This window comes from Vibrio sp. 1874, from assembly GCF_033344395.1.
GTDB classification, from domain to species: Bacteria; Pseudomonadota; Gammaproteobacteria; order Enterobacterales; family Vibrionaceae; genus Vibrio; species Vibrio alginolyticus.
On record NZ_JAWPOR010000025.1, the window covers coordinates 1 to 26,089 of the forward strand.

The following is a 26,089-nucleotide window of genomic DNA, read 5'->3' on the forward strand; positions in this document are numbered from 1 at the left end:
CGGTAAAGGCTCAGAAGCCGTCGTCGCCCAACTTCAACAGATGCAGACGGAAATCGCATTCGGTGGACCACTGAAGAGGCTGTACTTGGAGAACCACCGACTTTTCCAGTTTCATCCTTGGTATAAAGGTTTTCCAATAAATAGTCTCGATATCTCACGATTGGACTTTCCTCTACCTTCTCGGTGCAGTCATATATTGTTAACGGAGGTTTTTCATCAACCAGAAGGCCAGTCCTTGGGTGTGTATGTTCGGGGATTTCCGTGCTCAACCACCGATAGAAGCTCAATAACGCAACTGCATGGGATTGAATCGTCTTATCGGAGGATATATCTGGATCTGCCAACAAAGAGTGAAGATATAGATTCACTGGCACCACATTGATACCATCGGGGTCTATTAAAATTGGAAGTTTATGAGCAAATGGTTTTGAGTTGTCCCTAACGTCATGGATGATCTCGCCACTGTCAGGGTGTGGCCTACTTATAAATGAGGGATATTTCTCCGTACTAATCCACATAAGACAATAGTCAAAGCCGAAGTCATCTGGAAACGACCTATTTTGTTCAATCACATTAACACCTAAATCATCCGTTATTCACACTGCTAAGCCTTCCCCCAGGGGGTTACGCGTTCATACATCTACTTTTTCAAGATATTTCTTAACCAATAGTAAAAATTGTAACCACCCCTCATCTCGACGTCTAATTTATACAACCTGAAACATTACAACATGTGATGTCTAAAGTATTTCCCAACTGTAAGCGCATAGTTAGAGGAGAATGCCAAAATGCCATGGCGCTGCATTTCGGCTTTGATCTGAAAGACGGGTACGCCCATTTTAATACCGAGTAACTTAGCTTCACGCGAGCGTGCAACCACGCAGCCGTCATTGTTGGACAGCACCACAACCGGCGTATCTTTTAAATCAGGACGAAACAGCTTCTCACAACTGGCGTAAAAGTTGTTGCAGTCCACCAAGGCAAATACAGGCATGGGACAGTCACGACTTACGGCGCATGTTTCGCACCACATTGGTGACCACACCAAATATCTCTAACTCTGCCCCTTCAGGAATATGAATGGGCTCATACGCCTGGTTTCTTGGGATCAGCTTGACGCACGGCCTTAGTTGAAGCTCCTTTACCGTGAGTTCTCCATGGATGCCAGCGATGACAATGTCACCGTGTTCTGCTTGAACAGAACGATCAACCACCAAAATATCATCTGGGTGAATCCCAGCATCAATCATTGAATCACCTTCAACACGCACAAAGAACGTTGCAGCCGGTCGCTTGATGCACAGCTCGTTGAGGTCGAGCGTTTGCTCAACATAATCCTGCGCTGGTGAGGGAAAACCAGCAGAAACACGTTCCATGAACAATGGAATACGAAGGCGCTTGGCTTTGATGAAGGCAAGTGCGCCGCTACGGCCTATCAGCGAGACACTCATGACGAACCTCGAAAAAATAGAATTAATACTGTTTGTTTATACAGTATCTGATGCTATGCTGATTTCTACAAGTAAAATTGTAGGTAAAACTGTAGTTGTTCGAGTAAGACGTTGTGTCGTGGGTGATTTCTTTTTTGTGTTGAAAAGCTTGATGTGGGGATTGCTCGCCCTCGTCAAAGCCTGCAAGGCTTGGACAATACTGCTTCTGCCTACTGCTCTTGTTTCTGTTACTGATCCTGTTACTGCTACTGGTTAACGCATGGGTCAAGTAACCGTCAGACAAGGCTTGTTGAACCCTTTGCAAAGGGTTTAAAAACAGTTAGTAAAATTCTGCTTCGTATTGAATTTACTGGCTTAAAGCGAAGTTAGGAGCACCATTAAAGTGCTCAGTCGAACTCAGTTCAAGCCTTTTGCAACCGTTTGAAAAGGGGTTGGCTAAGCCATACGTAAAGGGTATCGGTAAGGGTTACCTAAAGGGTTTAGCTAAGGCTTTCTGAAAGGCTTAGCCAAAGCCTTCATACATGGGTTCACCCAGTAGAAAGATTAAAAAAACGCTGAGGTATCCAAGGTGCATTTAGAAAAACCTGTGGCACAGTGAAATCACCTAAAGCGAACAATAGAATTGAAGAGGAACCATCAATGACAAGAGCCCCTGCGCCATTTCCGCTAGAGCGCCTCGCGGATATCCCAGAAAGACCAGAAGATTTTAGATTGCTGGAGCGTATTCCATTAACGCGTGAGCCGCAGTCCTGGCCACTTGAACTTTCTCCTATGGTCGGTGATGAACAGCCAATGGTGCTGCTCGATACAGAGACAACCGGACTGTCTGCCGATGATGAGTCCATTATTGAGCTTGGTATGGTTAAGGTGCTTTACAGCCCCTCTGCTCAGCGAATTGTGTCGATTGTTGATGTGATCAGCTTGTATGAAGATCCCGGCAAGCCAATCCCCGAGCTGATTACCGAGTTAACCGGTATCACCGATGAGATGGTGCAAGGCCAGCACATTGATGATTCACTGGTAACGAGTTGGTTATCCGATGATCCGCTGGTGGTTGCACACAATTCGCAGTTTGATCGTCCTTTCTTTGAAAAGCGGTTTGCTGCATTAGGCCATCTATCTTGGGCCTGTTCAGCCAGTGGCATAGATTGGAAGGCGCTGGGTTTTGAAAGTCGAAAGCTTGAGTACCTGCTGCTTCGCTTAGGTTGGTTCTATGAAGGACACCGAGCTGCAACCGATTGTTTGGCGATGGCCTGGTTGTTTCATTTGTTGCCCGAGTCCGTTGCAAACTTGTTGTCTGAAGCAGACAGGCGAACTGTGTTAGTTCGTGCGTTTGGTGCGCCGTTTGACGTAAAGGACTATTTAAAAGAGCGTGGTTACCGCTGGCATGACGGTGTTAAAGGTGCCAACAAACATTGGTGGCGCGAAATCAGCGAAGACGAGTTGCCGCTGGAGCAAACTTACCTAGATGATTTGTACCATCGTGGCTCAGAACATGCCCACTATGACTACAAAGATGCCCGCAATCGATTTAAAGCTTTGTAGCTATAAGGTAAGCCTTGCATATTTTAAAACCTCTGGAAAATGGAAAGTGAACTCATGGTTTAACCAATAAGAGGAATCTTTCCATGTACCAAGACACCTACATTGAATACTGGGGCGAAATCTTCGTCTCTGCCCGCATCATTGAATTTGGCATCACGTTCGAGCGCTTTCTTAAAGATCCATGGAAGCATTTGATGTCCTGTGGCCAAGAGTCTGCCCCAGACGCGATTGCTGAAGGGATGCTGCCATTGCTACCAGCCCAGGCAGAAGTTGCCAGGCGCATTCGGGAGAGTGAGCAACGAGCCCTGATGTCTACAGAGTCGGATAAAGGGGTATCTCATCGCGGTAACATCGTGGTGCCACTGGTTCGGGTAGCGCATTGATAGCGGCTATCAGCATTGGCACAAAACAAGGTCTTCACGCTCATGACTCAGCGGCAATTGTAATCCAGATCAAAAAGTTGCCGCTTAGTCTTCCCTACAAAACAATTTGTGATAGGATGATACCTAATAAAATTAATTAGGTTGAAGCCTATTCAGTGTTTTATGGCCATCTGTTCAGCTTCAACCGGTAGAGATTGATTAGCCATTGCGGATGAATAGCAGCTTTATGCCATGCCGTTCAATGTGATTACGCGATGTTTGACCGTACTTTATAAACAGAGTTTTAAGAATCTGGTTGAATTGGATAAACAAGACGCATGACAAATGATGGTCTGAAACAAACAGTAGTGGCGAAGTCAGATCGGCTTTCGCAGATAGCGCAGTTGCCACAAGCAACAAGGGATCGCATTGCCCATATCGATTTCACCTTATTGTTTAAGGGCGAAGCGGTACGGGCGGATTTAGTCGATCGCTTCAGCATAGCCGCTGCACAAGCAACGAAAGACTTCACAATGTACCGAGAGCTTGCACCAAGCAACATTGAGTATGACCAAAAGCTCAAGTTGCATAAGCGTGGTGAAGCATTCGAATCCTTGTTCGACTACGACGTTGTGAGAACACTGGCAACCATTAGCCAAGGGTACGGTGATGGCTTTACTGGAAAGGTAAAACCACCCCTTGCTTGTGAAGCGCCTTATCACCTCAACAAGCCGAGTTTATCGATAGTGGCGAAAGTCACCGAGGCCATTCACAAAGGCAAAGCCTTGAGTATCACCTATGTGTCGTTATCGAGTGGTGAATCCAAGCGTGAAATAGTTCCGCATACGCTGGTGGACAATGGCCTGCGTTGGCACGTTCGTGGTTTTGACCGCAAGCATGGTGAGTTCCGTGACTTTGTGCTGACCCGCATTAAAGCAGCGGTTGTGCTTGAAGATTCAAGGTTATCTGAAGCTGAACTAGAAACCCAGGACCGGCAATGGAACCGATTTGTAGAGCTAGAGTTAGTGCCACACCCACGTATTGAGCATAGCGAAGCGATTGAGCTGGATTATGGTATGACGGGTGGTGTTCTAAAGGTTGAGATTAGGGCTGCAACCGCTGGGTATTTGCTTCGCCAATGGCATGTGGATTGTTCTACGGAACACTCATTAATGGGCTTTGAGTATCAGCTTTGGTTGCGTAACAGCCAAGCACTTTATGGTGTCACAAACTTAAGAATTGCGCCGGGCAGAACAAGTTAATCGAACGATGTAGCGGCCATTGAGGCGTTACAGAAAGAACAGAATTTTAAATTTATAGTGAAGCCGTTGCAGCAACCTAGTGGGATGCAACCAACACTGAACAGGAAAAGAAAATGGATCATAGTGTACATAACAAGCTCATCTCATTTATTTGGAACATTGCCGACGACTGTTTACGTGATGTGTACGTTCGCGGTAAGTACCGCGATGTGATTTTACCTATGGTGGTATTACGACGTTTAGATACGTTACTAGAACCTACCAAAGAAGCCGTGCTTGAAGAGGTAAAGTTCCAAAAAGAAGAGATGCAAGCCACAGAGCTTGATGATGAACCGTTGAAGGCGGCCAGTGGTTATGTTTTTTACAATACATCTAAATGGACGCTGAAATCCCTGTTCAACACCGCGACTAATAACCAACAGATATTACTCGCCAACTTTGAAGAGTACCTGCTTGGCTTTAGCGATAATGTCAAAGAGATCATTGAGTGCTTTAACCTCAAATCGCAAATTCGTCATATGGCCTCCAAGCAAGTCCTTCTTGATGTCGTCGAGAAGTTTGTTTCCCCCTATATCAACCTAACTCATGAAACGGTCGAAGACCCAGATGGCAACAAGATGCCAGCCCTTACCAACCTGGGTATGGGTTACGTGTTCGAAGAGTTGATCCGCAAGTTCAACGAAGAAAACAACGAAGAAGCAGGCGAACACTTTACGCCACGTGAAGTGATTGAACTGATGACGCACCTGGTGTTTGACCCAGTGAAAGACCAGTTGCCGCTTACCATGACAGTGTATGACCCTGCGTGTGGTAGCGGTGGTATGTTGACTGAATCTCAAAACTTCATTGAAGAGAAATATCCAAACGATAGCCGAGATGTTTATCTTTACGGCAAAGAGATCAACGACGAGACCTACGCGATTTGTAAATCGGACATGATGATCAAAGGCAACAACCCTGAGAACATCAAAGTAGGCTCAACCTTGTCTACCGACGAGTTTGCGGCTTCTCGCTTTGACTTTATGTTGTCTAACCCGCCATATGGTAAGAGTTGGGCGTCTGAACAGAAGCACATTAAAGACGGCAGTGATGTGATTGACCCACGTTTTAAGGTTACCCTGAAAGACTATTGGGGGAATCTCGAAGTGGTAGATGCCACGCCACGTTCAAGTGATGGCCAGCTACTCTTCTTAATGGAAATGGTCAACAAGATGAAAGATCCGAGTGTAAGCCCATTAGGCAGCCGGATTGCTTCTGTTCATAACGGCTCATCGCTCTTTACCGGTGATGCGGGCGGTGGCGAAAGTAACATTCGTCGCTTCATCATTGAAAACGACATGCTAGATGCCATCGTTCAGTTACCAAATAACCTGTTCTACAACACCGGTATTACCACTTACATTTGGGTGTTGAACAACAATAAACCTGAGGCACGCAAAGGTAAGGTGCAGCTGATTGATGCCAGCTTGCTATACCGTAAGTTGCGTAAGAACTTGGGTAACAAAAACTGCGAATTTGCGCCTGAGCACATCACGGAAATTACCGATACTTACCTCGCGTGTGTGGACGTTGAAAGAGCACTTGATGCAAACAATGATCCTATCGGTATCGCCAGTAAGGTGTTCAGCAATGACGATTTTGGCTACTACAAAGTCACTATCGAGCGCCCAGATCGCCGCAGAGCCAAGTTCACTCAAGACGCAATAGCTCCACTGCGCTTTGATAAGCAGCTTAGTGAAGTGATGGAGTACGTGTACGCAGAGCAAGGCGAACGTGTTTACGAAAAAACTGGCTATGGTACTGAAAAGAAAAAGAGCTTCTTGAAATCCATTGAGAAAGACATTCTTTCTTGGTGTGAAGAGAACGAAATCAGTCTCAATGCCAAAGCTAAGGCAAAACTGCTCGATGTGAAACATTGGCTGGCGCTTAAAGCATTGCTTGAAACGGCAGAAACGCTGATGGCTGACATAGGTAGTATTGAATTTGATGACTTCAATAGTTTTAAAACCCAAGTTGATAAATCGCTAAAAGCCCATGCTATTAAGCTTTCAGCACCTGAGAAAAATGCCATCCTGAACGCGGTGAGCTGGTATGACGAAACCGCCAAGAAAGTGGTGAAAAAGATCGTTAAATTAACGGGCGACAAATTAAACGACCTGCTGGAGCGCTATGAGTGTGAAGTCGCTGACCTGCCAGATTTTGGTTATTACCCCGTTCCTACAAAAGAAGGCGGCAAAAAAGGCGAGTTCATTACTTACGAGACCAACACAGACCTGCGTGACACAGAATCTGTCCCACTGAAGCAAAGCATTTATCAGTACTTCCTAGACGAAGTAAAGCCTCATGTTGATGAAGCATGGATAAACCTAGATACGGTGAAAATTGGTTATGAAATCAGCTTCAATAAGTATTTCTACCGTCATAAACCGCTGCGTAGTTTAGAAGAGGTCGCAACCGACATCATCAACCTAGAACAAAAAGCCGAAGGTCTTATTGCGCAGATATTGGGTGTGAACGTGGCGGAAGTTCAGGGAGAAGCGTAATGGAACGTTTAGCATTGATGCCGAAATATGACGATTATGTAGATTCTGGGGTTGAATGGTTGGGACGAGTACCTGCCTCTTGGGAATTAACACGATTAGGCACTCGCTTTAATGAGCGTAGATCTAAAGTTTCAGACATTGACTACCCCGCACTCTCCGTAACAAAAAAAGGCGTTCTACCTCAATTGGATAATGCGGCCAAAACAAAAGATGGCGATAACAGAAAGCTAGTAAAAGAGGGTGACTTTGTTATAAATAGCCGCTCTGATCGTAAGGGTTCTAGTGGAGTATCAGACAGAGATGGATCAGTATCGCTTATAAATATAGTGCTTAAACCAAAAGGGATTCATCCAAAGTTTTCTGAGCACCTTTTGAAAAGTCATGCATTTATTGAGGAATACTATCGTGTTGGACGTGGAATTGTCGCAGATTTGTGGACTACTCGATACGATGAAATGCGGACGATTGCTATATCTGTTCCTTCACTAGAAGAACAAACCCGTATCGCCAACTTTCTAGACAAGAAAACCGCGCAAATCGACGAAGCGATTGCTATCAAAGAGCAGCAAATTAGCCTGCTGAAAGAGCGTAAGCAGATCATCATACAACAGGCGGTGACCCAAGGGCTTGATTCTAATGTGCCAATGAAAGACTCCGGTGTGGATTGGATTGGTAAGATTCCAGCGCATTGGGAAGTCCGTCGTAGCAAGTTTGTATTTACTCAAAGAAAAGAGCGGGCTTGGAAAGATGACGTACAGCTTTCTGCAACTCAAGCTTATGGTGTTATTCCGCAAGACCAGTATGAGGAGTTAACAGGTAAACGCGTTGTCAAAATTCAGCTTCATTTAGATAAAAGGAAGCACGTCGAAAGGGACGACTTTGTAATCAGTATGAGAAGTTTCCAAGGCGGCTTAGAGCGTGCCTGGTCGCAAGGATGTATCCGGTCCTCCTATGTAGTCCTGAGAGCATTAGATGAAATTGATCCTTCATTCTATGGGTATTTATTAAAACTACCCTCTTACATCGCAGCTTTGCAGCAGACAGCAAGTTTCATTAGAGATGGTCAAGACCTAAATTTTGACAACTTTTCAAAGGTTGACTTGTTTATTCCGCCCATTGAAGAGCAAAAAGAAATAGCTAACTACGTCAGCGCTTTCATGAAGTCTTCTGATGAAGGCATTGAGTTGCTATTAGCACAAATCGAAAAGCTCAAAGAATACAAAACTTCCCTGATCAACAGCGCCGTGACTGGAAAAATAAAAATCACCCCAGAAATGGTTGAGCAATAGGACGCGAATATGTTCACGGTAAATCATCAGACCAACAGGATTAGTCCTGTTAGGACAAAGAAGTTCAGTGAGTTGGGCTTTACTGAGCGCAAGCATCTTCAGGAATGGTTGGCACACGAGCCTTCCGCATTGGGTGAAGAGCTACTGATTATTCAAAAGGAGTTTGATGGCTTTGATGATACCCGTGAACGTTTAGATTTACTGGCACTGGATAAAGATGGCAACTTGGTCATTATTGAAAACAAGCTGGACGACAGTGGCCGAGATGTGGTGTGGCAGGCGCTTAAATATGCCTCTTACTGTGCCAGTTTAACCAAAGCGCAAATCGTTGAAATTTACCAGCAGTACTTAGACCGCTATGAGCCTGTAACAGGAGAGGTTGACCTGTTAAATGCCCCTGCAAGTGCCTCTGCTAGAATATGTGAGTTTTTGGATGCGCCCGATCTGGATGAGTTAAAGCTCAACCTGGGTAACAGCCAGCGCATTATGTTAGTTGCGGCAAACTTTCGCAAAGAAGTGACCAGCACCGCGCTGTGGTTATTGGGTCAAGGCATTAGCATTGCCTGCTTCAAAATCACGCCTTATTCACTGGGTGAACAGCTACTGATTAATATTGACCAGATCATTCCAACGCCAGAAGCGAAAGAGTTGATGATCGGCATTAATGCCAAGGAAGCGGAAGAAAAAACCACCGAAGTGGTACTAAAAAACCGCCATACGGTGCGGCGCGAGTACTGGGAGCGTGCCTTAGAGGCTTTTCAGAAAAGCGCTTGCCAACTCTATAACAACATTAGCCCAAGTAAAGATCATTGGTTATCAGCAGGCTCAGGGCTAAGTGGATGTCCGTATAACCTGATATTTCTGCAAAAAGAGCTTCGAGTAGAGCTTTGGATCAGCCGTGGGGTTACCGAAGAGAATAAATACCTTTTTGACTTGTTGAGTCAGTCCAAACAGGACATTGAACATACTTTTGGTGCAGAACTTGAGTGGATGAGGCTGGATGAAAAGAAATCTTGCCGTATTCAGTTTTCGACCAAAGCTGATGGGTTTAATAAAGAGACTTGGCCCCAAGCGGTTGCGTGGCACTTAGAGCAGATGACAAAGTTAGAAAAAGCCTTGAAAGGACCGCTGCAAAAAGCGGCTGAGGCAATGAAACAGAAGAATTTTGATTAAGGGAACTTACAATTATGGTCAGTCAAACCAATGAACAAGCATTAGAGTCGGCCATTGAGAAATGTCTGGCTGGGATCAGTACTGAAGAGCTCAAAGAGGGGCTGAGTCAGCAGTCACTGGGTGCTGGATACTTCATTGGTGCTGCTAGTGACTTTAATATGCAATATGCCATTGATGAACGTTTTTTCTGGCAATTTCTACAAAAGACACAAGAAGTAGAGTTGGCCAAGCTGCAAAAGAACAACCCCTCAGATTGGCAGCGTAAGTTACTTGAACGATTTGACCGACTGATTAAGAAGCATGGCATTCTTCATTTACTTAAGAAAGGGCTAAGCGTAGACGATGCTCACTTCAATTTGCTCTATCCAGCCCCTTTGGCGAGCAGTAGTGAGAAGGTAAAGCAAAACTTTGCAGATAACGTGTTTAGTTGTACTCGCCAAGTGCGCTATTCCATGGCAAATCCCCTACAAGAAATCGACATGGTATTGTTTATCAACGGAATACCATTGATAACGCTGGAGTTGAAGAACGCATGGACCGGGCAAACAGCACGTTACCACGGCCAAAAGCAGTATCGAGATGATCGAGATGCAACTCAGCCATTGCTGACCTTTGGCCGCTGCCTAGTGCATATGGCGGTCGATACCGACGAAGTGTATATGACCACCAAGTTATCAGGTGGCAGTACCTTCTTCTTGCCGTTCAATAAAGGACACAATCTTGGACAGGGTAATCCACCGAACCCAACTGGCCATAAAACGGCATACCTATGGCAAGAAGTATTCACCAAAGAAAGCTTGGCGAATATTATTCAGCATTTTGTGCGTCTGGATGGGTCAAGCAAAGATCCATTACCAAAGCGAACTCTGTTCTTTCCTCGATACCATCAATTGGATGTGGTGAGAAAATTAGTAGACCATGCTGCCCAGCACGGTGTCGGTCAGACTTATTTAATTCAACACTCGGCCGGTTCAGGTAAGTCTAATTCGATTACCTGGGCTGCTTATCAGTTAATTGAAACCTATCCTGCATCGTCTGATGTGGCAGGCGGAAAAAGCTTGGAGCAGCCATTGTTTGACTCTGTGATTGTGGTCACCGATAGACGCCTATTGGACAAGCAGCTGCGGGATAACATTAAAGAGTTTTCTGAAGTAAAGAACATTATTGCCCCGGCGAACAAGTCATCTGAGCTTAAGCAGGCGCTCGAAAATGGCAAAAAGATCATCATAACGACGATTCAGAAATTTCCGTTCATTATTGATGGTATCGCCGATCTTAGTGACAAGCGCTTTGCGGTGATCATCGATGAAGCACACAGCTCACAGTCTGGTTCGGCGCATGACAATATGAACCGAGCGATGGGCAAGTCTGAAGTCGAAGAGGCAGAAGATGCTCAGGATAAAATCCTTCAGGCGATGAAATCGCGCAAGATGCGCGGGAATGCGTCGTACCTGGCATTTACAGCGACACCAAAAAACAGCACTTTGGAGAAATTTGGTCAACGCCAAGAAGATGGCTCTTTCAAGCCGTTTCACTTGTATTCGATGAAACAAGCCATTGAAGAAGGCTTCATCTTGGATGTCCTGGCAAATTATACGACGTACAAAAGTTATTATGAGATTGAGAAATCAATCGCTGATAACCCTGAGTTTGATACCAAAAAGGCACAGAAAAAACTCAGAGCTTATGTAGAGCGAAGCCAGCAAACAATTGATACCAAGGCAGAGATTATGCTGGAGCATTTTGTTCCACATGTCGTGAATGCGAAAAAGCTCAAAGGTAAAGGTAAGGGAATGGTGGTCACTCAAAATATTGAGACGGCCATTCGATACTACAAAGCGATTAAGCGGATACTTGAGGAGCAAGGAAACCCGTTTAAAGTTGCCATTGCTTTTTCAGGAACCAAAGAAGTTGACGGTATTGAATATACCGAAGCAGATATTAATGGTTTTGCCGAGTCAGATACCAAAGATATGTTTGATACCGATGAGTATCGACTTTTAGTGGTTGCTAACAAGTATCTGACTGGGTTTGACCAGCCTAAGCTTTGCGCCATGTATGTGGACAAGAAGCTCGCCAGTGTCTTGTGTGTACAGACATTGTCTCGTCTCAATCGAAGTGCGCCTAAATGGGGTAAAAAAACAGAAGACCTGTTTGTTTTAGACTTTTTCAACTCGGTTGAAGATATTCAGTCAGCATTCGATCCTTTCTACACAGCAACGTCGTTGTCCCAGGCTACAGATATAAACGTGCTGCACGAGTTGAAAGATGAAATGGACGATGTCGGTGTGTACGAGTGGTATGAGGTTGAAGACTTTGTTGAGCGTTATTTCAAGAATGAAGACGCCCAGACACTCAGCCCAATCATTGATGTTGCAGCAGCCCGGTTTGACCATGAGCTGGAGCTTGAAGCTGAAGCTAAAGTGGACTTTAAGATTAAAGCCAAGCAGTTCGTGAAAATCTATGGGCAGATGGCGTCTATCATGCCTTATGAAATGGTCAGCTGGGAAAAACTGTTTTGGTTCCTGAAGTTTTTAATACCGAAATTGAAAGTTGAAGATCCCGATGCAGATGCTATTGATGAGCTTCTCGATTCTGTCGATCTGAGTTCATACGGTTTGCAACGTGTGAAGCTTAACCACAGTATTAAGCTTAGTGACCAAGAAGCGGAGCTTGATCCTCAAAATCCGAACCCACGTGGGGCGCATGGCGGTGAAAAAGAAACTGACCCGCTGGATGAAATCATTCGCACATTTAATGAACGATGGTTCCAAGGCTGGAGTGCCACACCTGAAGAGCAAAAGGTTAAGTTCGTGAACATCGCTGAGAGTATCCGCAATCACCCAGATTTTGAATCTAAATACAAAAACAACCCAGATCCTCATAATCGAGATTTGGCCTTCGAAAAAATGCTCAAGGAAATTATGCTGCAACGCCGTAAAGATGAACTTGAGCTCTACAAGTTGTTCGCAGGAGATTCAGCATTTAAAGCGTCGTGGACGCAAAGTATGCAACGAATGGTAGGTATGTAGGTAGGTAGAAAGGAGTGATGGTTTGCTGAAGGCAGTCTCAGAATTGTTAGATGGGTCACCAGGCCTGAAAGGACGTCAAATTGCCAGGGAGCTGGGACTTGATAAGTCCCAAGTGAACTCGTTTCTTCACAAAAACCAGGATACGTTTGTGAAAAACTCAAATCATGAATGGAGCATGATACGGGCTCATCATGTGGAAATTGATTTCGCTACAGGTTGGATTGATGAGAAAGCCTTTGAGAGTGCTATCGGTAAGCTTGCGTACCAAAAAGATGCCACAAAGGTAACATTTAAATTCGGCATCGATTGTAAGTTTTTGCTGATAGCATTGGCCCGTTTTCTTGCTCTGGCGAATCAGCTTACTGCTAATGGGAAGGATGTGGTGATGGATACTACAGCATGTCCTAATACTCACAGTTTTTTCAGCAGAAATGGCTTCTTTGATTATCTTAATCAAAGTGTCACTTGTCTTCCTGAAAGGCCCGTTTTGTCAGCTGCTAAAACTTATCGGGATAATAGCGATACCTTGGTCGAACTAGGAGAAATTGCACAGCCAACCCAAAACAAGGAGCTTGTAATTCGTTTGGGCGACAGGTTTGTAGAGCATTCTTCAGCTAGCTATTTCTTAGCGGCTAAGACTGTTTTTTCAGAGCTTGTAGGCAACGTTACTGATCACAGTGAATCCAAAATACCTGGACTAGCAGGTCTGCAAGTGTATCGACCGTATAATAAACCAAAGCATATTCAAACAGTCATATCCGACTCTGGTTTAGGTATTGCCGCTACCTTGAGAACAACGTTACAAAGTGAACATCCGAAGTTGTACGCACAGTTTTCAGCGGAAACTGTTGAGAATGACATTGCGCTCGTTCAAAAAGCATTTACATCTGGTGAGGTTAGTCGCTTTGGTAAAGGCCGGGGGCTAGGCTTTAAGAGTAGTCGAGAGCACGCTAGCAAAGAGAAAGTTATCATTGTTATTAGGCAGCTAACTTTCTCATTGGCTTTGGAATATGCGAAGGGTCAACTCATCAATGTTTCTGAAGATAGAGGGTTGGTCCCTATCACAGGAACCCATATCTGTTTTGACTTCTATGTTGACAATTTCTGATAAATAGTGTCAACTTAAGCAGATGAAACAGTTAACTCATAAAATTCTTCTTTCAGAAGTCGTAGGTTCTGACCATGCCTTTGGTAACGATGAAGGTAGTGAAGCCTATGTGAAGATTAAAAAGATCGTTGATGGTCACCCATCATGCGATATTTTTGCTATTAGCTTGGAAGGGATTCGATTCACTGATGCTTCATTTCCTCGTGAAAGTGTAATCTCGTTGGCTAAAGCATTAAAAGGTGAAAAAGGTTTCTACCTTTCTAATGTTCCGAGTCGGGACCTTCTGGACAATTGGTCTTATGGCGCTACAGCCAAGGATCAACCTCTTCTAGTCAAGAACGATAGCGGTTACGAAGTGCTTGGTGTAAAACTCAGTGCGACTGTCAAAGAGCTTCTAGATTTTGTTATTGCAAAAAAGACAGTGACTTCGTCACATGTATCTAAGCACTTTGACATTTCAGCACAGAATGCCAGTGGTCGATTGAAGAAGCTTCATGCGACAGGTCTTGTGTTAGGTCAAAAAGAAGTGGCAGAGTCAGGTGGACTGGAATTTGTCTACCGATCAATTTTGTAGTTTTTTTTTTGATTTTCTGGTTAATCTGCTTGTGTTAATCAGAGTGAGGGTTTATTATTTGATCAGATCCTTTGGATCTTTTTTATTAATATCTGATAAATGTGATTAAGTTAAGCAGAATAGGAGGCTTTATGGCTACAAATCCCCCATCAGGTGACGGACACAGAAACGGTGCCGTTAAAGGTAGATCTCAGACTCAGACGCCAAGCGGACATTGGGTAAAGCGAGATGCTGATACTGGTCGATTCATGGATGTAAAGACATCCGACAAAACACCTTTTAAAGGTGTCAGGAAGGAGAAATAGTTTGGCTAATGGTAAAACCCATTTGGTCGTCGGGGCTGCGGTTGGTTTAACCGTTGCCCTGGCGGACAACAAAAAACAAGCTGTCAGTCACCATCCTGTAACTGCCATTACGATTGGCTCTCTATTTGGCAAGCTTCCAGATATTTTGGAACCCTCTTTGGGTAACCCTCACCATCGCCAGTTTTGCCACAGTCTATTGGTGTTAACTGCACTAGGTGTTGGTCTCAAACATTTGTATGAGTGGCAACCGGAGGAGGCAATTGATAAGTGTCTTCGCGGGCTGGGACTAATTGCCGGATGTGCTTATGTAAGCCATTTGCTCTGTGATGCGACAACACCGCGCTCACTTCCGTTAATTGGCAAACTATAGGAGTTTTGAATGGTCGCTAAAGTCACAAGACCCATAGACCGTAAAGTTGAGCGAGAACTTTGGGCTCGTGCCGCTGCTCGTTGTCAGTTTAGCGGGTGTAATAAGTTGCTATACAAATCAGCGGTGACCCAGGAATCGGTCAATGTCTCTCAAAATGCTCATATTTACGCATTTTCTGAGAATGGGCCTCGTGGTTGGGGACTCTTTAAAACTAAGCCAACCAGCTTGAATGACGTCAGCAACCTCATGTTGATGTGCTATGACTGTCACAAAAAAATTGATCAGAAAGGCAGCGAGGATAGGTATCCAGCCGATCTCTTGATTAGTTGGAAAATGCAGCATGAGCAACGTATAGAAATACTCACAGGCATTGATCCTGATCGCAAATCAAATGTTGTTTTATATGGTGCCAATATTGGAACTGAAAGATCACCGATTAATTATCACGGTTGTGTTGAGGCAATGTTTCCGAATTGGTATCCGGCAACTGAAAAGCCAGTGACCCTATCCATGGTATCAGAGCTGAAGGATCACTCTGAACAATATTGGCAAGCAGAGTCGCAACACCTAACGAAGCGTTTTCAAAGTAAAATTTCATCGATTATCGAAGAGGATTCTTGTAAGCATTTTTCATTGTTCGCGTTAGCTCCTCAACCATTGTTAATAAAACTTGGCGCTTTGCTCACCGACAAAATTGACGTCGAGACTTATCAGCTGCATCGAGAGCCTAAAGGCTGGTTTTGGCAAGACTGTTCAGATGATTTTGAGTACATCATCAACAGACCTCAAAATATGGAGGGAAAGCCAGCCCTGGTACTTTCTTTGAGTGACCATGTGTCGCATGAGCGAATTACTCGGGTTATAGGGCCAGATACATCGATTTGGGAAGTGACTATCAAGCAGCCTCATAATGATTTCATGCAGTCAAAGCAGCAGCTCTCCTTGTTCAGAAAGTGCATAAGAAAGCTGATTGTTGAAATAAAAAATACACACGGGGATGCGACGCCACTGCAAATTTTTCCTGTGATGCCAGTATCGTGTGCCGTCGAATTAGGACGGGCCAGAATGCCTAAGGCTGATATGCCATGGCTTATTTATGACCACGACATAAAAACACAACAATTTGTAATGGCAATCGAGCTTCGAGGAGATCTATATGAGTAATAGCAAAAGTAACGATGTTCTAAACACAATTCTCGAAAAAATTGAGCTACCTGACAGTGCTTATGAAAAGGCTGAAAAACGCTATAAGGATCTAGGCGATTGGTTACATCGCCCAGAGTCAACATGCGTGAATTTTGATCCCCACGTGTTTTCTCAAGGTTCCTTTCGTCTAGGTACTGCGATTAGGCCCGATTCAGAAGAACAGTATGACCTAGACATGGGGTGCAATCTTCGGCGTGGCCTGGATAAAACGTCTATCACTCAAAAGCAACTAAAGCACCTAGTCGGTCATGAATTAGAGCTTTATCGAAACGCCAGAGGCATTAAGGAAGGGCTAGCCGAGAAGAAACGCTGTTGGCGCTTAGAGTATGCCGATGGGCTTAGCTTTCACATGGACATAGTTCCGTGTGTGCCAGAGAGTGATACAGGAAGAGGCCTGTTGAAAAAGCGGATGGTCGAAAACTCTAAGTTTGATGAAAACTTGGCTCAAAACGTGTCTCAGCTTGCAGTTTCGATTACCGACAACACAGATTTCACTTATGCAGTTGTGAATGAAAACTGGCGTATCAGCAATCCTGAAGGATATGCTCGATGGTTTGAAACGCGCATGAAGACGGCACGGTTAGTAATAAACGAACGTGAAATGCGATTTAAAGCCAGTATAGATAGTCTGCCATATTATCAATGGAAGACACCCTTACAGCAGGTTATCCAATTATTGAAGCGTCATCGTGACACTATGTTTAAAAACAATGAGGATAGTAAGCCAATATCGGTAATCATCACTACATTGGCTGCTAAATCATATAAAGGTGAAAGTGATTTGGCTTCAGCGTTGAATACGGTGCTCTCCGAGATGGATGACCATATTTCTGCACAAGCGCCAATGATTCCGAACCCAGTCAACCCGGCCGAAGACTTTGCAGACAAGTGGTATGACGAAAAATCTGCTCAATACCGATTACAAGAAAACTTTTATAAATGGCTGTATCAAGCTAGAGCTGATTTTAGTGCTCTTTGCTCAAGTGATGATACGCAACGAATAGTAAATGCGGCGCAAAATGGTTTGGATTTGAAGCTTGATTCAAGTTCGGTAGCACGTCTCTTGGGTATTCCGGCGGTGACAGCAAAACCAACTTTCGCAATTCAATCATCTGATCCAAAGCCATGGTTTAAGCAATAGATGAAGCATTGGAAGGCTGTAGGCCTAGAGGCTTTTCTCTCGGCCTATCCGAACATTAGATTAGTAGACGTCCATGCAGATAAGGTTGAGTTGCAGGGAGAGTATCAGCTAAAAGCACAGCTAGCAGGAAGTCGGTTTATAGAGCGAACATTTTCTCTAAGGATTGTATGCCCAAGTGATTATCCTAGGGCTTTACCAGTGGTGTTTGATACCGCTGGTTACTTTCCTCGTAATCAGGACTTCCATACTTACTCTGATGGATCATTTTGTCTTGGCTCAGACCTGAAAATTAAGTCAATTTTGAAAGCCGACTCGTCATTGACAACCTTTTTCGAAAAGATTGTTGTCAGGTTTCTTTATTCGGTGTCCCATAGGGTTGAATTTGGCAACTTTCCCTATGGCGAACTGGACCATGGTGAGAAAGGCCTGATTGATGATTATTCTCAGTTGTTCAATATTAATGGTAAAGCATCAGTTCTACGGGCACTGAAAGCGTTAGGTTTGCGCAAGCGTGAGGCAAATAAATTACCTTGTCCATGTGGTTGTGGTGATCGTCTTGGCTCGTGTGACTATCGGTTTGTCTTGAACGAGTTTCGTCAAGTTGAGCGCCGCCGATGGTTTCGCCATCACCTACAAGAAGCTTTTACACCGATTGAAAAACCCAAAAGGAGAGTTGGGAAAAAAACTAAAAGTCCAAGTAGAAATACGCCTTAGCTTAATAAGCTCCCTCGGGAATTTATGGCATATGTGTTAATACATATCGGATTTTTGAGTCTAATCAACCGGCAACGCCAGATTGAACCTTCACACTATCGTGTCGGAGGTTCACTATGTTCAAAAACCTATTTTTTCAAACAAAAGCACTACCAGAGCTGTCATCGCAACTGGATGCAGAAATCCCACGCTATCCGCCATTCCTGAAGGGGTTGCCAGCAGCGTCACCCGAGGATTTGCAGTCCACACAAGACGAGCTAATTGCCAAACTGCGCCAGATACTTGGCTTTAACCTGCGTGATTTTCAAAGGCTAATTCAGCCCTGCATTGATCATCTGGCTGCTTATGTTCATTTGTTGCCAGCTTCTGAGCATCATCATCACAGTGGCGCTGGTGGTTTATTACGTCATTCGTTGGAAGTTGCTTTCTGGGCTGCACAAGCTGCTGAAGGGATCATCTTTGTTGCCAGTGGCACACCGGTTGAGAAAAAAGAGCTAGAGCCAAGGTGGCGTGTTGCAGCGGCTCTTGGCGGTTTGTTCCATGATATTGGTAAGCCCGTTTCAGACTTGTCCATCACGGATGAAGATGGACGCTATCAATGGAACCCTTTTTTAGAAACCTTATCTCAGTGGACCACTAATAACAGCATTGAACGCTATTTCATTCGCTGGCGCGACGGGCGGTGTAAGCGGCACGAGCAATTTTCAATTCTGGTGTTAAACCGGGTGATGACACCTGAGTTGCTCGCCTGGTTAACTCAACCTGGCCCTGAGATTTTGCAAGCCATGCTGGAAGCGATTGGCAATACCGATCCCGAGCATGTCCTGTCTAAATTGGTTATTGAAGCTGACCAAACCAGTGTCCAGCGAGACCTGAAAGCGCAACGAATTTCCGTTGACGACAATGCCCTTGGTGTCCCAGTTGAACGCTATCTACTTGATGCCATGAGGCGATTACTTGCCAGTTCCCAGTGGCTGGTCAATCAGCGAGACGCCAGAGTCTGGGTACGAAAATCGAATCAATCAATCCATCTTTGCCTGGTTTGGAAAAGCGCGGCTAAGGACATCATTGAGCTATTGGCCAAAGACAAGATACCTGGCATTCCAAGAGATCCCGATACCCTTGCGGACATCCTCATTGAGCGAGGATTGGCCACTAAATCCGCCTCAAATGAGCGATATGAAAGCCTTGCCCCTGAAGTGCTGATCAAAGACGACAAGCCAATCTGGTTAGCCATGCTGCATATAGTTGAGGCCGATTTATTGTTCAGCTCGAATGTACCAAGTAGCGTTAGACTGTTTAGCAAATCTGAGTGGGAAGCAACACATCAAACACAAACAGAGCCACAGAGTCGCTCCAGTGAGCATTCAGACTTGCCTGAAGCGTCATCATCAATCGAACTCAGTAATTCGGCTGAGTCGCCATCGACAAAACCGTCCGAACAAGATGATGAACTTTGTCATGCCAGTGATGTTAATCACCTTCAGGCAAATGAAAATGTTCCGGGTGATGGATGTGAAAAGCCTAACAATTTTCATGATGGCGCTATCTCAAATAACGTAAACCAGCACGATACAGAAGCATTGAATCTCCCTGAATCTTTGGCATGGCTCCCAGAGGCCAGTAGTGCGTTGGTTATGGTTGGTGAACAGATACTGATCCGCTATCCCGATGCCATAAGACCTTGGTGTGCCCCCCGAAAACTGCTTGCTGAACTCAGTCAATTAGATTGGCTTGAACTAGATTCCGCAAACCCGACACGTAAAGCCAGAACTGTTACTACGAAAGATGGCGTTCAGGAGCAAGGGTTGCTGCTGAAAGTATCGATTTCTAAAGGGCTTACTGCACTGATAGACATCTCTAAACAAGACGAAGAATCAGTGACAGCAATTCAGAGCGAAGAGGCTTTACAGCGTCCGAGTCGAACCGAGACAACCAATGCCCAAGCAAAAGAGCCCGCCACAAGAGCGGAGCGTAAGCAAAAGCCGATTGCGCCCAATGCGAACTCAAGTACAGACCCCAAACACGCGCAGCGCCAACAGATGGTTAATTTTGTGAAAGATTTGCCCATCTTACTGACCGATGGCGATTACCCAGACGTGGATCATAGTGCCGATGGTATTCGCGTCACGATTAAAACCTTACGCCAAGTCGCCAATGAGCATGGTATTCCAGCCGGACAGCTGCTTCGGGGGATCTCGGCCAGTGACGAATGCCAGTTTTATGAGGGGGAAACGGTTCTGTTTACCGCTCACGCTAAACGTTAATCCATTTGAAATTAAGCGATTGCAAACGGTTATTTTGCGGAGAATGAATGAAAGAAAACGCATACGAGATGCCCTGGCGCACGAACTATGAAGCCATGGCAGCAGCAGGTTGGCTGGTTGGTGCAACTGGGGCAATTGCCGCAGAAATGCTGACTGAGCTACCACCTGAGCCATTTTGGTGGATGACAGGGATTTCCTCGGGCATGGCGTTGTATCGCCTGCCTGAGGCTTACCGTCTTTATAAGTTGCAGAAGGGACTAAAAGGAAAACCATTGGCTTTTATGGAGCTGTCGCATTTGCAAAAGGTGATGGCAAAACATCCTGATGAATTGTGGTTAGGTTATGGCTTTGAGTGGGACCAACGCCATGCCCAACGCGCTTATGAAATCCTAAAGCGGGATAAGCAAACCTTGCTTAACCAAGGTCACGGCAAACAAATGGGTTCGACCTGGATTCATGGTGTCGAGCCCAAAGAAGAAGATGTGTACCAACCAGTTGGACACACTGAGGGGCATACATTAATTGTCGGTACGACCGGTGCCGGAAAAACCCGATGCTTTGATGCGATGATCACTCAGGCCATTTTGCGTAATGAAGCCGTGATTATTATTGACCCTAAGGGAGACAAGGAACTTAAGGATAATGCGCAGCGAGCCTGTATTGCCGCCGGTAGTCCAGAGCGCTTTGTGTATTTTCATCCGGGTTTTCCTGAGCATTCAGTACGGCTTAATCCCCTGAGAAACTTTAACCGGGGCACTGAAATTGCCAGCCGAATTGCGGCATTAATCCCATCCGAAACCGGTGCTGATCCATTTAAAGCCTTTGGCCAAATGGCACTGAATAACATCGTGCAAGGTCTGTTGCTTACGTCACAACGTCCTGATCTGAAAACACTGAGACGATTCTTGGAAGGTGGCCCAGAAGGCTTGGTAGTAAAAGCCGTCACGGCCTGGGGGGAGCAGGTGTATCCGAACTTTAGTGTGGAGATCAAGCGCTTTACCGAAAAGGCCAATACCTTGGCTAAACAAGCTATGGCGATGCTGCTTTTTTACTACGAACGCATTCAGCCCGTTGCCGCTAATACCGATTTGGAAGGCCTTTTGAGCATGTTTGAGCATGATAGAACCCACTATTCTAAGATGGTGGCCTCACTGATGCCGGTGCTCAATATGCTCACTTCAAGTGAACTAGGTCCATTGCTATCACCGATTGCAAACGATGTGGATGACAGCCGGTTAATTACGGATTCTGGCCGTATTATCAACAATGCCCAAGTGGCCTATATCGGCTTGGATTCATTGACCGACGCCATGGTTGGTAGCGCCATTGGTTCGTTGCTTTTATCCGATCTCACCGCCGTGGCCGGTGACCGCTATAACTATGGTGTTGAAAATCGTCCCGTAAATATCTTCATCGATGAGGCGGCTGAAGTCGTCAACGATCCCTTCATTCAACTGCTCAACAAAGGCCGTGGCGCAAAAATGCGTTGTGTGATTGCTACTCAGACCTTTGCTGATTTTTCAGCTCGTACAGGCAGTGAAGCTAAAGCTCGCCAGGTGTTAGGTAACATCAACAATTTGATAGCTCTTCGGGTGATGGATGCCGAAACACAGCAGTACATTACCGACAATCTGCCTAAGACTCGGTTGCAGTACATCATGCAAACTCAAGGTATGTCGTCCAACTCGGACAGCCCCGCGTTGTTTACCGGCAATCATGGCGAGCGCTTGATGGAAGAAGAAGGCGATATGTTTCCACCGCAGTTATTGGGCCAGCTCCCCAACCTGGAGTACATCGCCAAGCTTTCAGGTGGCCGCGTGATCAAAGGCCGTATTCCTATTTTAACCAGCTCTACACAGGCAGTATAAGGAGTCTGTATGCATCATTCTGTCTGTCTGAAAATGACAACACTTACCAGTAAAGAAATGCTCGCTCAGTGGCAGCAACATAACCCCCAGTTCAAGGAAACCTTAAGACTGCTTGAAACTGACTGGCCTCATGCTTTGGCCTCGGTGTATTGCTTGGCGGACTACTTGACGGATGCGTTCACGTTAGATGGCCATTCCATCTTTGATTTGTGTCTGTGTAATGGCTTGGGCAGTTATGAAGAAGTCACTTGTGATGATGACAGTGTACGCCTTTGGCATTTCATTGAGGCACTGACCTGGACTGCCGCCAGTGCTTTAACGGGGATTCGCCTGCGTGATCCTGACCATTTCGAGTGGGCCGCCGTGGATGGTGTGTATTTCTACTCCTGGATTCGTAATCGTCCAAATCGGATGGCGTATTTGGCTGAAGGACGCATCGACGTGCGTTATGTCAGTGGCCATACGACGACAAAGCGGCTTCAACAAGTGATTAAAGCCCGGATTATGACGCCAACCGTTGCAGCCATGCTGGCCCGAGTCGAAGAGGATGTTTGGCATGAGCAAGCATAAGTCGGTTTGGCTACTGTGTCTGGCACTGATGCTAGAGATTATTGCCATTGGCGTGTTAGTGCCCGGTGATTGGACTGGCCGGGTCATTAGTAAAGAGAAGCAGATGATCCAAAATCAATTGGGCGCACAAACAAGCTATTGGATTGGTCAAACTAGCCATCGCTGGTATCAGTCATGGATTGTGGATACGCAGATGGAGCAATCTGTGCGAGATTTTCTAATCCCCACTGAAGAACAGCGACTACGCTCTAAAGGGATGGAGAACATGGGTGGCTTTTGGTTTATGTGGGTAGAAGACCGTATTCAGGCATTTTTTGATGTGCTGTACCAAGTGTTCATTCGATTTGCTTTGCTGATGGTCTGGTTGCCCTTTGCGCTTATTCTCATGTTACCGGCGCTGTGGGACGGCTTGATGACCTGGAAGATTAAGAAGACAACCTTTGATTTTTCGAGCCCTATCATTCACCGCTACAGCATGATTATCCTGGGCTCAGGCGTCATCTTGCTATTTATGGGATTGTTCGCCCCACTGGCTATTCCACCGGTGGTACTGCCGTCGATGATCATCGGCTTGGCGTTGATGGCGGGGTTGGCGTTAAGTCACTTGCAGAAGAAGATATGAGGCCAGTTAGGCCTCATCTTGTAGAGCTAAAACCTGACGCCTACGGTATTGCCGTTCTCGTCTTCAGCTGGCAAATGATAAGTATCAATAAGGTGACCTTGAAGCCAAATATATTGCGGCATCCAAAAAGAGTACTGTCGTATAAGAGCCAATACTTCTTTTAACGGTTTGTTTGCATGAGGCTCGGCAAGACGGAAGTACATGAATGAGCAATAATCTCGAAAGTACTCATGAAGCTCTGAATCCGATAGCGTTTCTTTTAGCGGCCTGTTTTGTTCATCGTCCTCATCAGGGGAATTGGCATAAATTTCAAATAGCTGCTTTTCAGTGAGCATCTCCAAGAAGTGGTCTGCAATTAAAACCCCATCACTGGTATCGACATCCATACCATCTTTGACATCAAAAGCCATGACACATCCAGAAGATAAGGCCACTTCTGATGGTTTCAGTAAGTCATTAGCTTGCACAACATGATGCCAATGATTAAAACCAGCAGATATTGCAATTTCATCGAGTGCTTCAGTGTGTGTAATGGATTTTTCACGTTTAAGCTTTCGTGCTTTTTGCTTTAAACGTTCAACCGTAGCAGAGGAAATGATTTTAGTAATTTGCATTGAGTTTCTCCTATTAGCGAATACGGTGCCCACTGCCGAGGTCGCAGAAAAAACCTAAGCAAAAAATAAATTTGATATGCATGTCGTCCCGTCCGGGTTTGCTAATGTGGGCAGCTGGTCTCGACACGACCAATATCCCCATCATATCAACCGCATCAAAAAGATCAATTGTTAGTATTGTCTGAGTAGAACCCTCAAAACCTTCAAGAATTCGGCATCTAGCTGACCACTGAACCTGCCAATCCCAAGGCATTCTTCACTTCTCAATTCAAACAACGAGGAGTGACTATGGAACCTGTAAATATTCCATCCTATATCGATGACCCGCCGCACTTCCTGCTTTGGAGTGCCGATGAGATGGCTCCCATTCTGTTGGGGCTAGTGATCGGCATTTTTACCGGTAATGCCTTGGTTTTATGCCTGTTGGGGTTGGTGACAACCAAACTCTATCGGCGTTTTCGTGATGGTCGCCCAGATGGTTTTATTCTTCACGCCATCTACTGGGCCGGACTGTTGCCAACCAAAGCCAAGACGATCCCTAACCCATTTATCAGGAGCTATCTGCCGTGAAGTTCGACGTGTTTTTAAAATCATGGCAAGGCACGCAATTAGAAAACCGATGGCAACGGTTCCTGATTGCAGTGCTGGTGCTATCTAATTTGCTGCTTGCGGTAGCAGCATTTTCTCGCAATACCGTGGTAGCCATTCAACCGCCAACCTTGTCTGAAACGGCTGAAGTGTCACGAAACCAAGCCACTCAACCTTACCTTGAATCCTGGGGACTCTACCTGGCTGAGCTTATGGGCAACGTGACGCCGGGTAATGTGTCTTTCATCCGGGTTGCTATTGAGCCGCTACTTTCTCCAGCGGTGTACCAGCAAGTGGTCGATGCACTGGAGATTCAGGCAAGACAAATCCGCGAAGACCGAGTCACGCTCAAATTCCAACCCAGACAAGTGGAGTATGAGTATGAAACCGGTCATGTCTTTGTGACCGGTTATTCCTTGGTCTCTGGACCATCTGGAGATGAACAGCGCCAAACTCGCACCTATGAGTTTGACATCGATATTGAGCAATACCGTCCAAAGCTCAGTTGGATGGATACGTATGAAGGGCAAGCTAGAACGAAGCGCGTTCGTGAAAAGTTGACCCAAGAGCAAAACCGGAGGGTGAATGATGCGAACCAAAATTAGTCGATGGATAACACCAAGCTTAATCGCAATGAGCTTGAGTGGCGTCCTGTTATCTCAAGCGTCGTATGCAGACGTGGAATTGCCAATTGTGCCAGCCAGTGTGATGAAGCAGTCCGCTACTGCAAATCCACCGACTCAAACCAATTCGGTTGCAACGGATGTGCCAACAACGCTACTAATGACACCGGGAGTCAATGAACTGATCCCTGTGGCACTTGGCCATCTGAACCGGATTGTGACACCGTTTGAATCGCCTCAGGTGAGAACAACCAGTGATGCTCAGACGCAAATCAAGGCGAATGTTGTATATGTGGCCACGGACAAAGAATCACCGGTTTCACTTTACATCACTCCGCCTGGTCAGGAAGCGCCAGCATTATCTGTCACCTTAGTACCTCGTCGTATTCCACCGCGTGAAATTACCTTAGCTATTGATGGTCAGCAGTGGCCTATTAAGGGCGTCGTGAACCGCAAAGCCGCCACTTGGGAAACGGCTCAGCCATACGTCGATAGCTTACGTGATTTACTCAGACGCCTTGCACTAAATGAGTTACCACAAGGCTATGACATCCGTTTAGCTGGCCAAACTGACACAAGCCCGAAATGTTTTCAGCCGGGCTTAAAGTTTGGTTTTAAGCAGGGGCAAATTGTGACGGGACATTACTTCACAGTCTATGTAGGACTGGTTGAAAGCTTTGCCGATGAGCCGATAGAAGCCAGTGAAATAGCCTGTCATGCACCAGATATAGTGGCAAGCGCTTACTGGCCTCGCAATATCTTGTTGCCGGGTGAAAAGACTGAGTTGTATGTGGTTGTTCGCAATCATCGTGAAGAACCAGTGGAAAGTCAGCGACCTTCGCTTCTTGTGGGAGGTAAGTAA

25 protein-coding genes and 2 pseudogenes are annotated in these 26,089 nt (G+C 45.5%); 22 read left to right on the forward strand and 5 right to left on the reverse strand.

The annotated features are described in order from the left end of the window. Nucleotides 1-65 precede the first annotated feature (65 nt). From R8N46_RS22840 to umuD, 3 genes and pseudogenes are all read right to left on the reverse strand, one after another. Nucleotides 66-572, reverse strand: a pseudogene (locus tag R8N46_RS22840) (site-specific integrase); the annotation flags it as partial. 188 nt (nucleotides 573-760) lie between these two features. After that, a pseudogene (locus R8N46_RS22845) lies at nucleotides 761-994 on the reverse strand (DNA polymerase V subunit UmuC); the annotation flags it as partial. A gap of 7 nt (nucleotides 995-1,001) precedes the next feature. Continuing rightward, the gene (umuD, locus tag R8N46_RS22850; RefSeq protein WP_000116661.1) at nucleotides 1,002-1,451 is read right to left on the reverse strand and encodes a translesion error-prone DNA polymerase V autoproteolytic subunit; all 450 of its coding nucleotides are present in this window, start codon (nucleotides 1,449-1,451) and stop codon (nucleotides 1,002-1,004) included. Here umuD and R8N46_RS22855 point away from each other — a divergent pair. Together R8N46_RS22855 and R8N46_RS22860 are read left to right on the forward strand one after the other, a co-directional pair. Next, nucleotides 1,450-1,707: a hypothetical protein gene (locus R8N46_RS22855; RefSeq protein ID WP_000182836.1), complete on the forward strand. Its 258-nt coding sequence runs from the start codon at nucleotides 1,450-1,452 to the stop codon at nucleotides 1,705-1,707. The two genes, umuD and R8N46_RS22855, sit on opposite strands and share 2 nt — an antisense overlap. A gap of 383 nt (nucleotides 1,708-2,090) precedes the next feature. Further along, the gene (locus R8N46_RS22860) at nucleotides 2,091-2,996 is read left to right on the forward strand and encodes a 3'-5' exonuclease (protein WP_095498764.1); all 906 of its coding nucleotides are present in this window, start codon (nucleotides 2,091-2,093) and stop codon (nucleotides 2,994-2,996) included. 59 nt (nucleotides 2,997-3,055) lie between these two features. On the opposite strand, the gene R8N46_RS22865 is transcribed toward R8N46_RS22860, so the two are convergent. Then, nucleotides 3,056-3,187 (reverse strand): hypothetical protein, encoded by a 132-nt coding sequence (locus R8N46_RS22865; protein ID WP_269123869.1) that lies wholly within the window; start codon nucleotides 3,185-3,187, stop codon nucleotides 3,056-3,058. Between R8N46_RS22865 and R8N46_RS22870 the strand changes: the two genes are divergently transcribed. From R8N46_RS22870 to R8N46_RS22950, 17 genes are all read left to right on the forward strand, one after another. Continuing rightward, nucleotides 3,137-3,379 carry a hypothetical protein gene (locus R8N46_RS22870; protein WP_269123859.1) on the forward strand — a complete coding sequence of 81 codons (243 nt, stop codon included), beginning with the start codon at nucleotides 3,137-3,139 and terminating at the stop codon, nucleotides 3,377-3,379. The genes R8N46_RS22865 and R8N46_RS22870 overlap by 51 nt on opposite strands. Nucleotides 3,380-3,696: 317 nt before the next feature. Then, complete coding sequence (locus R8N46_RS22875; RefSeq protein ID WP_276434621.1) at nucleotides 3,697-4,620, forward strand: WYL domain-containing protein; 924 nt, start codon at nucleotides 3,697-3,699, stop codon at nucleotides 4,618-4,620. A gap of 113 nt (nucleotides 4,621-4,733) precedes the next feature. After that, nucleotides 4,734-7,163 (forward strand): type I restriction-modification system subunit M, encoded by a 2,430-nt coding sequence (locus R8N46_RS22880; protein WP_276434620.1) that lies wholly within the window; start codon nucleotides 4,734-4,736, stop codon nucleotides 7,161-7,163. Further along, on the forward strand, nucleotides 7,163-8,452 hold the full coding sequence (locus R8N46_RS22885; RefSeq protein ID WP_276434619.1) for a restriction endonuclease subunit S: 1,290 nt from the start codon (nucleotides 7,163-7,165) through the stop codon (nucleotides 8,450-8,452). Before R8N46_RS22880 ends, R8N46_RS22885 begins: the two co-directional genes overlap by 1 nt. Before the next feature lie 9 nt (nucleotides 8,453-8,461). Continuing rightward, complete coding sequence (locus tag R8N46_RS22890; RefSeq protein WP_276434618.1) at nucleotides 8,462-9,625, forward strand: DUF4268 domain-containing protein; 1,164 nt, start codon at nucleotides 8,462-8,464, stop codon at nucleotides 9,623-9,625. A 14-nt stretch (nucleotides 9,626-9,639) separates the two neighbouring features. Further along, nucleotides 9,640-12,657 carry a type I restriction endonuclease subunit R gene (locus R8N46_RS22895; protein WP_276434617.1) on the forward strand — a complete coding sequence of 1,006 codons (3,018 nt, stop codon included), beginning with the start codon at nucleotides 9,640-9,642 and terminating at the stop codon, nucleotides 12,655-12,657. Nucleotides 12,658-12,679: 22 nt separating this feature from the next. Further along, a complete protein-coding gene (locus R8N46_RS22900; protein ID WP_276434616.1) occupies nucleotides 12,680-13,765 on the forward strand; it encodes an ATP-binding protein in 1,086 nt (361 codons plus the stop codon). Between the two features lie 22 nt (nucleotides 13,766-13,787). Further along, a complete protein-coding gene (locus R8N46_RS22905) occupies nucleotides 13,788-14,339 on the forward strand; it encodes a MarR family transcriptional regulator (protein WP_276434615.1) in 552 nt (183 codons plus the stop codon). Between the two features lie 131 nt (nucleotides 14,340-14,470). Next, nucleotides 14,471-14,644 (forward strand): hypothetical protein, encoded by a 174-nt coding sequence (locus R8N46_RS22910; protein ID WP_000224748.1) that lies wholly within the window; start codon nucleotides 14,471-14,473, stop codon nucleotides 14,642-14,644. 1 nt (nucleotide 14,645) lies between these two features. Beyond that, on the forward strand, nucleotides 14,646-15,014 hold the full coding sequence (locus R8N46_RS22915) for a metal-dependent hydrolase (RefSeq protein WP_086714952.1): 369 nt from the start codon (nucleotides 14,646-14,648) through the stop codon (nucleotides 15,012-15,014). Nucleotides 15,015-15,023: 9 nt separating this feature from the next. Continuing rightward, nucleotides 15,024-16,178 (forward strand): SAVED domain-containing protein, encoded by a 1,155-nt coding sequence (locus R8N46_RS22920; RefSeq protein WP_086714951.1) that lies wholly within the window; start codon nucleotides 15,024-15,026, stop codon nucleotides 16,176-16,178. Beyond that, nucleotides 16,171-17,361, forward strand: coding sequence for a nucleotidyltransferase (locus R8N46_RS22925; protein WP_276434614.1), 1,191 nt, complete (start codon nucleotides 16,171-16,173; stop codon nucleotides 17,359-17,361). Before R8N46_RS22920 ends, R8N46_RS22925 begins: the two co-directional genes overlap by 8 nt. Further along, nucleotides 17,362-18,075, forward strand: a complete 714-nt coding sequence (locus tag R8N46_RS22930) for a hypothetical protein (protein WP_276434613.1) — start codon at nucleotides 17,362-17,364, stop codon at nucleotides 18,073-18,075. Nucleotides 18,076-18,191: 116 nt separating this feature from the next. Then, a complete protein-coding gene (mobH, locus tag R8N46_RS22935; protein WP_276434612.1) occupies nucleotides 18,192-20,342 on the forward strand; it encodes a MobH family relaxase in 2,151 nt (716 codons plus the stop codon). A 47-nt stretch (nucleotides 20,343-20,389) separates the two neighbouring features. After that, nucleotides 20,390-22,210, forward strand: a complete 1,821-nt coding sequence (gene traD / locus R8N46_RS22940; RefSeq protein WP_276434611.1) for a conjugative transfer system coupling protein TraD — start codon at nucleotides 20,390-20,392, stop codon at nucleotides 22,208-22,210. A 9-nt stretch (nucleotides 22,211-22,219) separates the two neighbouring features. Further along, on the forward strand, nucleotides 22,220-22,780 hold the full coding sequence (locus tag R8N46_RS22945) for a conjugative transfer protein (RefSeq protein ID WP_276434610.1): 561 nt from the start codon (nucleotides 22,220-22,222) through the stop codon (nucleotides 22,778-22,780). Next, nucleotides 22,767-23,402 (forward strand): DUF4400 domain-containing protein, encoded by a 636-nt coding sequence (locus tag R8N46_RS22950; RefSeq protein ID WP_276434609.1) that lies wholly within the window; start codon nucleotides 22,767-22,769, stop codon nucleotides 23,400-23,402. The genes R8N46_RS22945 and R8N46_RS22950 overlap by 14 nt, the downstream gene beginning before the upstream one ends. Nucleotides 23,403-23,428: 26 nt before the next feature. Here the strand turns inward: R8N46_RS22950 and R8N46_RS22955 are convergent, their stop codons facing one another. Beyond that, a complete protein-coding gene (locus tag R8N46_RS22955) occupies nucleotides 23,429-24,016 on the reverse strand; it encodes a plasmid-related protein (RefSeq protein WP_276434608.1) in 588 nt (195 codons plus the stop codon). Between the two features lie 288 nt (nucleotides 24,017-24,304). On the opposite strand from R8N46_RS22955, the gene traL reads away from it, so the two are divergent. From traL to R8N46_RS22970, 3 genes are read left to right on the forward strand one after another with little or no spacing between them, the layout of a single operon-like run. Beyond that, nucleotides 24,305-24,586 (forward strand): type IV conjugative transfer system protein TraL, encoded by a 282-nt coding sequence (gene traL, locus R8N46_RS22960; protein WP_000433889.1) that lies wholly within the window; start codon nucleotides 24,305-24,307, stop codon nucleotides 24,584-24,586. After that, the gene (locus tag R8N46_RS22965; RefSeq protein ID WP_000667170.1) at nucleotides 24,583-25,209 is read left to right on the forward strand and encodes a TraE/TraK family type IV conjugative transfer system protein; all 627 of its coding nucleotides are present in this window, start codon (nucleotides 24,583-24,585) and stop codon (nucleotides 25,207-25,209) included. Before traL ends, R8N46_RS22965 begins: the two co-directional genes overlap by 4 nt. Beyond that, entirely contained in the window at nucleotides 25,193-26,089 is an 897-nt protein-coding gene (locus R8N46_RS22970; protein ID WP_276434622.1) for a type-F conjugative transfer system secretin TraK, read from the forward strand. The genes R8N46_RS22965 and R8N46_RS22970 overlap by 17 nt, the downstream gene beginning before the upstream one ends.

What these genes read in the sequence shown, in the direction of transcription:
- R8N46_RS22890 (WP_276434618.1), top strand. Translation starts at nt 8,462, where the DNA reads ATGTTCACGGTAAATCATCAGACCAACAGGATTAGTCCTGTTAGGACA.
- R8N46_RS22925 (WP_276434614.1), top strand. Translation starts at nt 16,171, where the DNA reads ATGAGTAATAGCAAAAGTAACGATGTTCTAAACACAATTCTCGAAAAA.
- R8N46_RS22875 (WP_276434621.1), top strand. Translation starts at nt 3,697, where the DNA reads ATGACAAATGATGGTCTGAAACAAACAGTAGTGGCGAAGTCAGATCGG.
- R8N46_RS22885 (WP_276434619.1), top strand. Translation starts at nt 7,163, where the DNA reads ATGGAACGTTTAGCATTGATGCCGAAATATGACGATTATGTAGATTCT.
- R8N46_RS22930 (WP_276434613.1), top strand. Translation starts at nt 17,362, where the DNA reads ATGAAGCATTGGAAGGCTGTAGGCCTAGAGGCTTTTCTCTCGGCCTAT.
- R8N46_RS22895 (WP_276434617.1), top strand. Translation starts at nt 9,640, where the DNA reads ATGGTCAGTCAAACCAATGAACAAGCATTAGAGTCGGCCATTGAGAAA.
- R8N46_RS22855 (WP_000182836.1), top strand. Translation starts at nt 1,450, where the DNA reads ATGACGAACCTCGAAAAAATAGAATTAATACTGTTTGTTTATACAGTA.
- R8N46_RS22945 (WP_276434610.1), top strand. Translation starts at nt 22,220, where the DNA reads ATGCATCATTCTGTCTGTCTGAAAATGACAACACTTACCAGTAAAGAA.
- R8N46_RS22920 (WP_086714951.1), top strand. Translation starts at nt 15,024, where the DNA reads ATGGTCGCTAAAGTCACAAGACCCATAGACCGTAAAGTTGAGCGAGAA.
- R8N46_RS22865 (WP_269123869.1), bottom strand. Translation starts at nt 3,187, where the DNA reads ATGCTTCCATGGATCTTTAAGAAAGCGCTCGAACGTGATGCCAAATTC.
- R8N46_RS22970 (WP_276434622.1), top strand. Translation starts at nt 25,193, where the DNA reads ATGCGAACCAAAATTAGTCGATGGATAACACCAAGCTTAATCGCAATG.
- R8N46_RS22910 (WP_000224748.1), top strand. Translation starts at nt 14,471, where the DNA reads ATGGCTACAAATCCCCCATCAGGTGACGGACACAGAAACGGTGCCGTT.
- R8N46_RS22950 (WP_276434609.1), top strand. Translation starts at nt 22,767, where the DNA reads ATGAGCAAGCATAAGTCGGTTTGGCTACTGTGTCTGGCACTGATGCTA.
- R8N46_RS22905 (WP_276434615.1), top strand. Translation starts at nt 13,788, where the DNA reads ATGAAACAGTTAACTCATAAAATTCTTCTTTCAGAAGTCGTAGGTTCT.
- mobH (WP_276434612.1), top strand. Translation starts at nt 18,192, where the DNA reads ATGTTCAAAAACCTATTTTTTCAAACAAAAGCACTACCAGAGCTGTCA.
- traL (WP_000433889.1), top strand. Translation starts at nt 24,305, where the DNA reads ATGGAACCTGTAAATATTCCATCCTATATCGATGACCCGCCGCACTTC.
- traD (WP_276434611.1), top strand. Translation starts at nt 20,390, where the DNA reads ATGAAAGAAAACGCATACGAGATGCCCTGGCGCACGAACTATGAAGCC.
- R8N46_RS22860 (WP_095498764.1), top strand. Translation starts at nt 2,091, where the DNA reads ATGACAAGAGCCCCTGCGCCATTTCCGCTAGAGCGCCTCGCGGATATC.
- umuD (WP_000116661.1), bottom strand. Translation starts at nt 1,451, where the DNA reads ATGAGTGTCTCGCTGATAGGCCGTAGCGGCGCACTTGCCTTCATCAAA.
- R8N46_RS22955 (WP_276434608.1), bottom strand. Translation starts at nt 24,016, where the DNA reads ATGCAAATTACTAAAATCATTTCCTCTGCTACGGTTGAACGTTTAAAG.
- R8N46_RS22880 (WP_276434620.1), top strand. Translation starts at nt 4,734, where the DNA reads ATGGATCATAGTGTACATAACAAGCTCATCTCATTTATTTGGAACATT.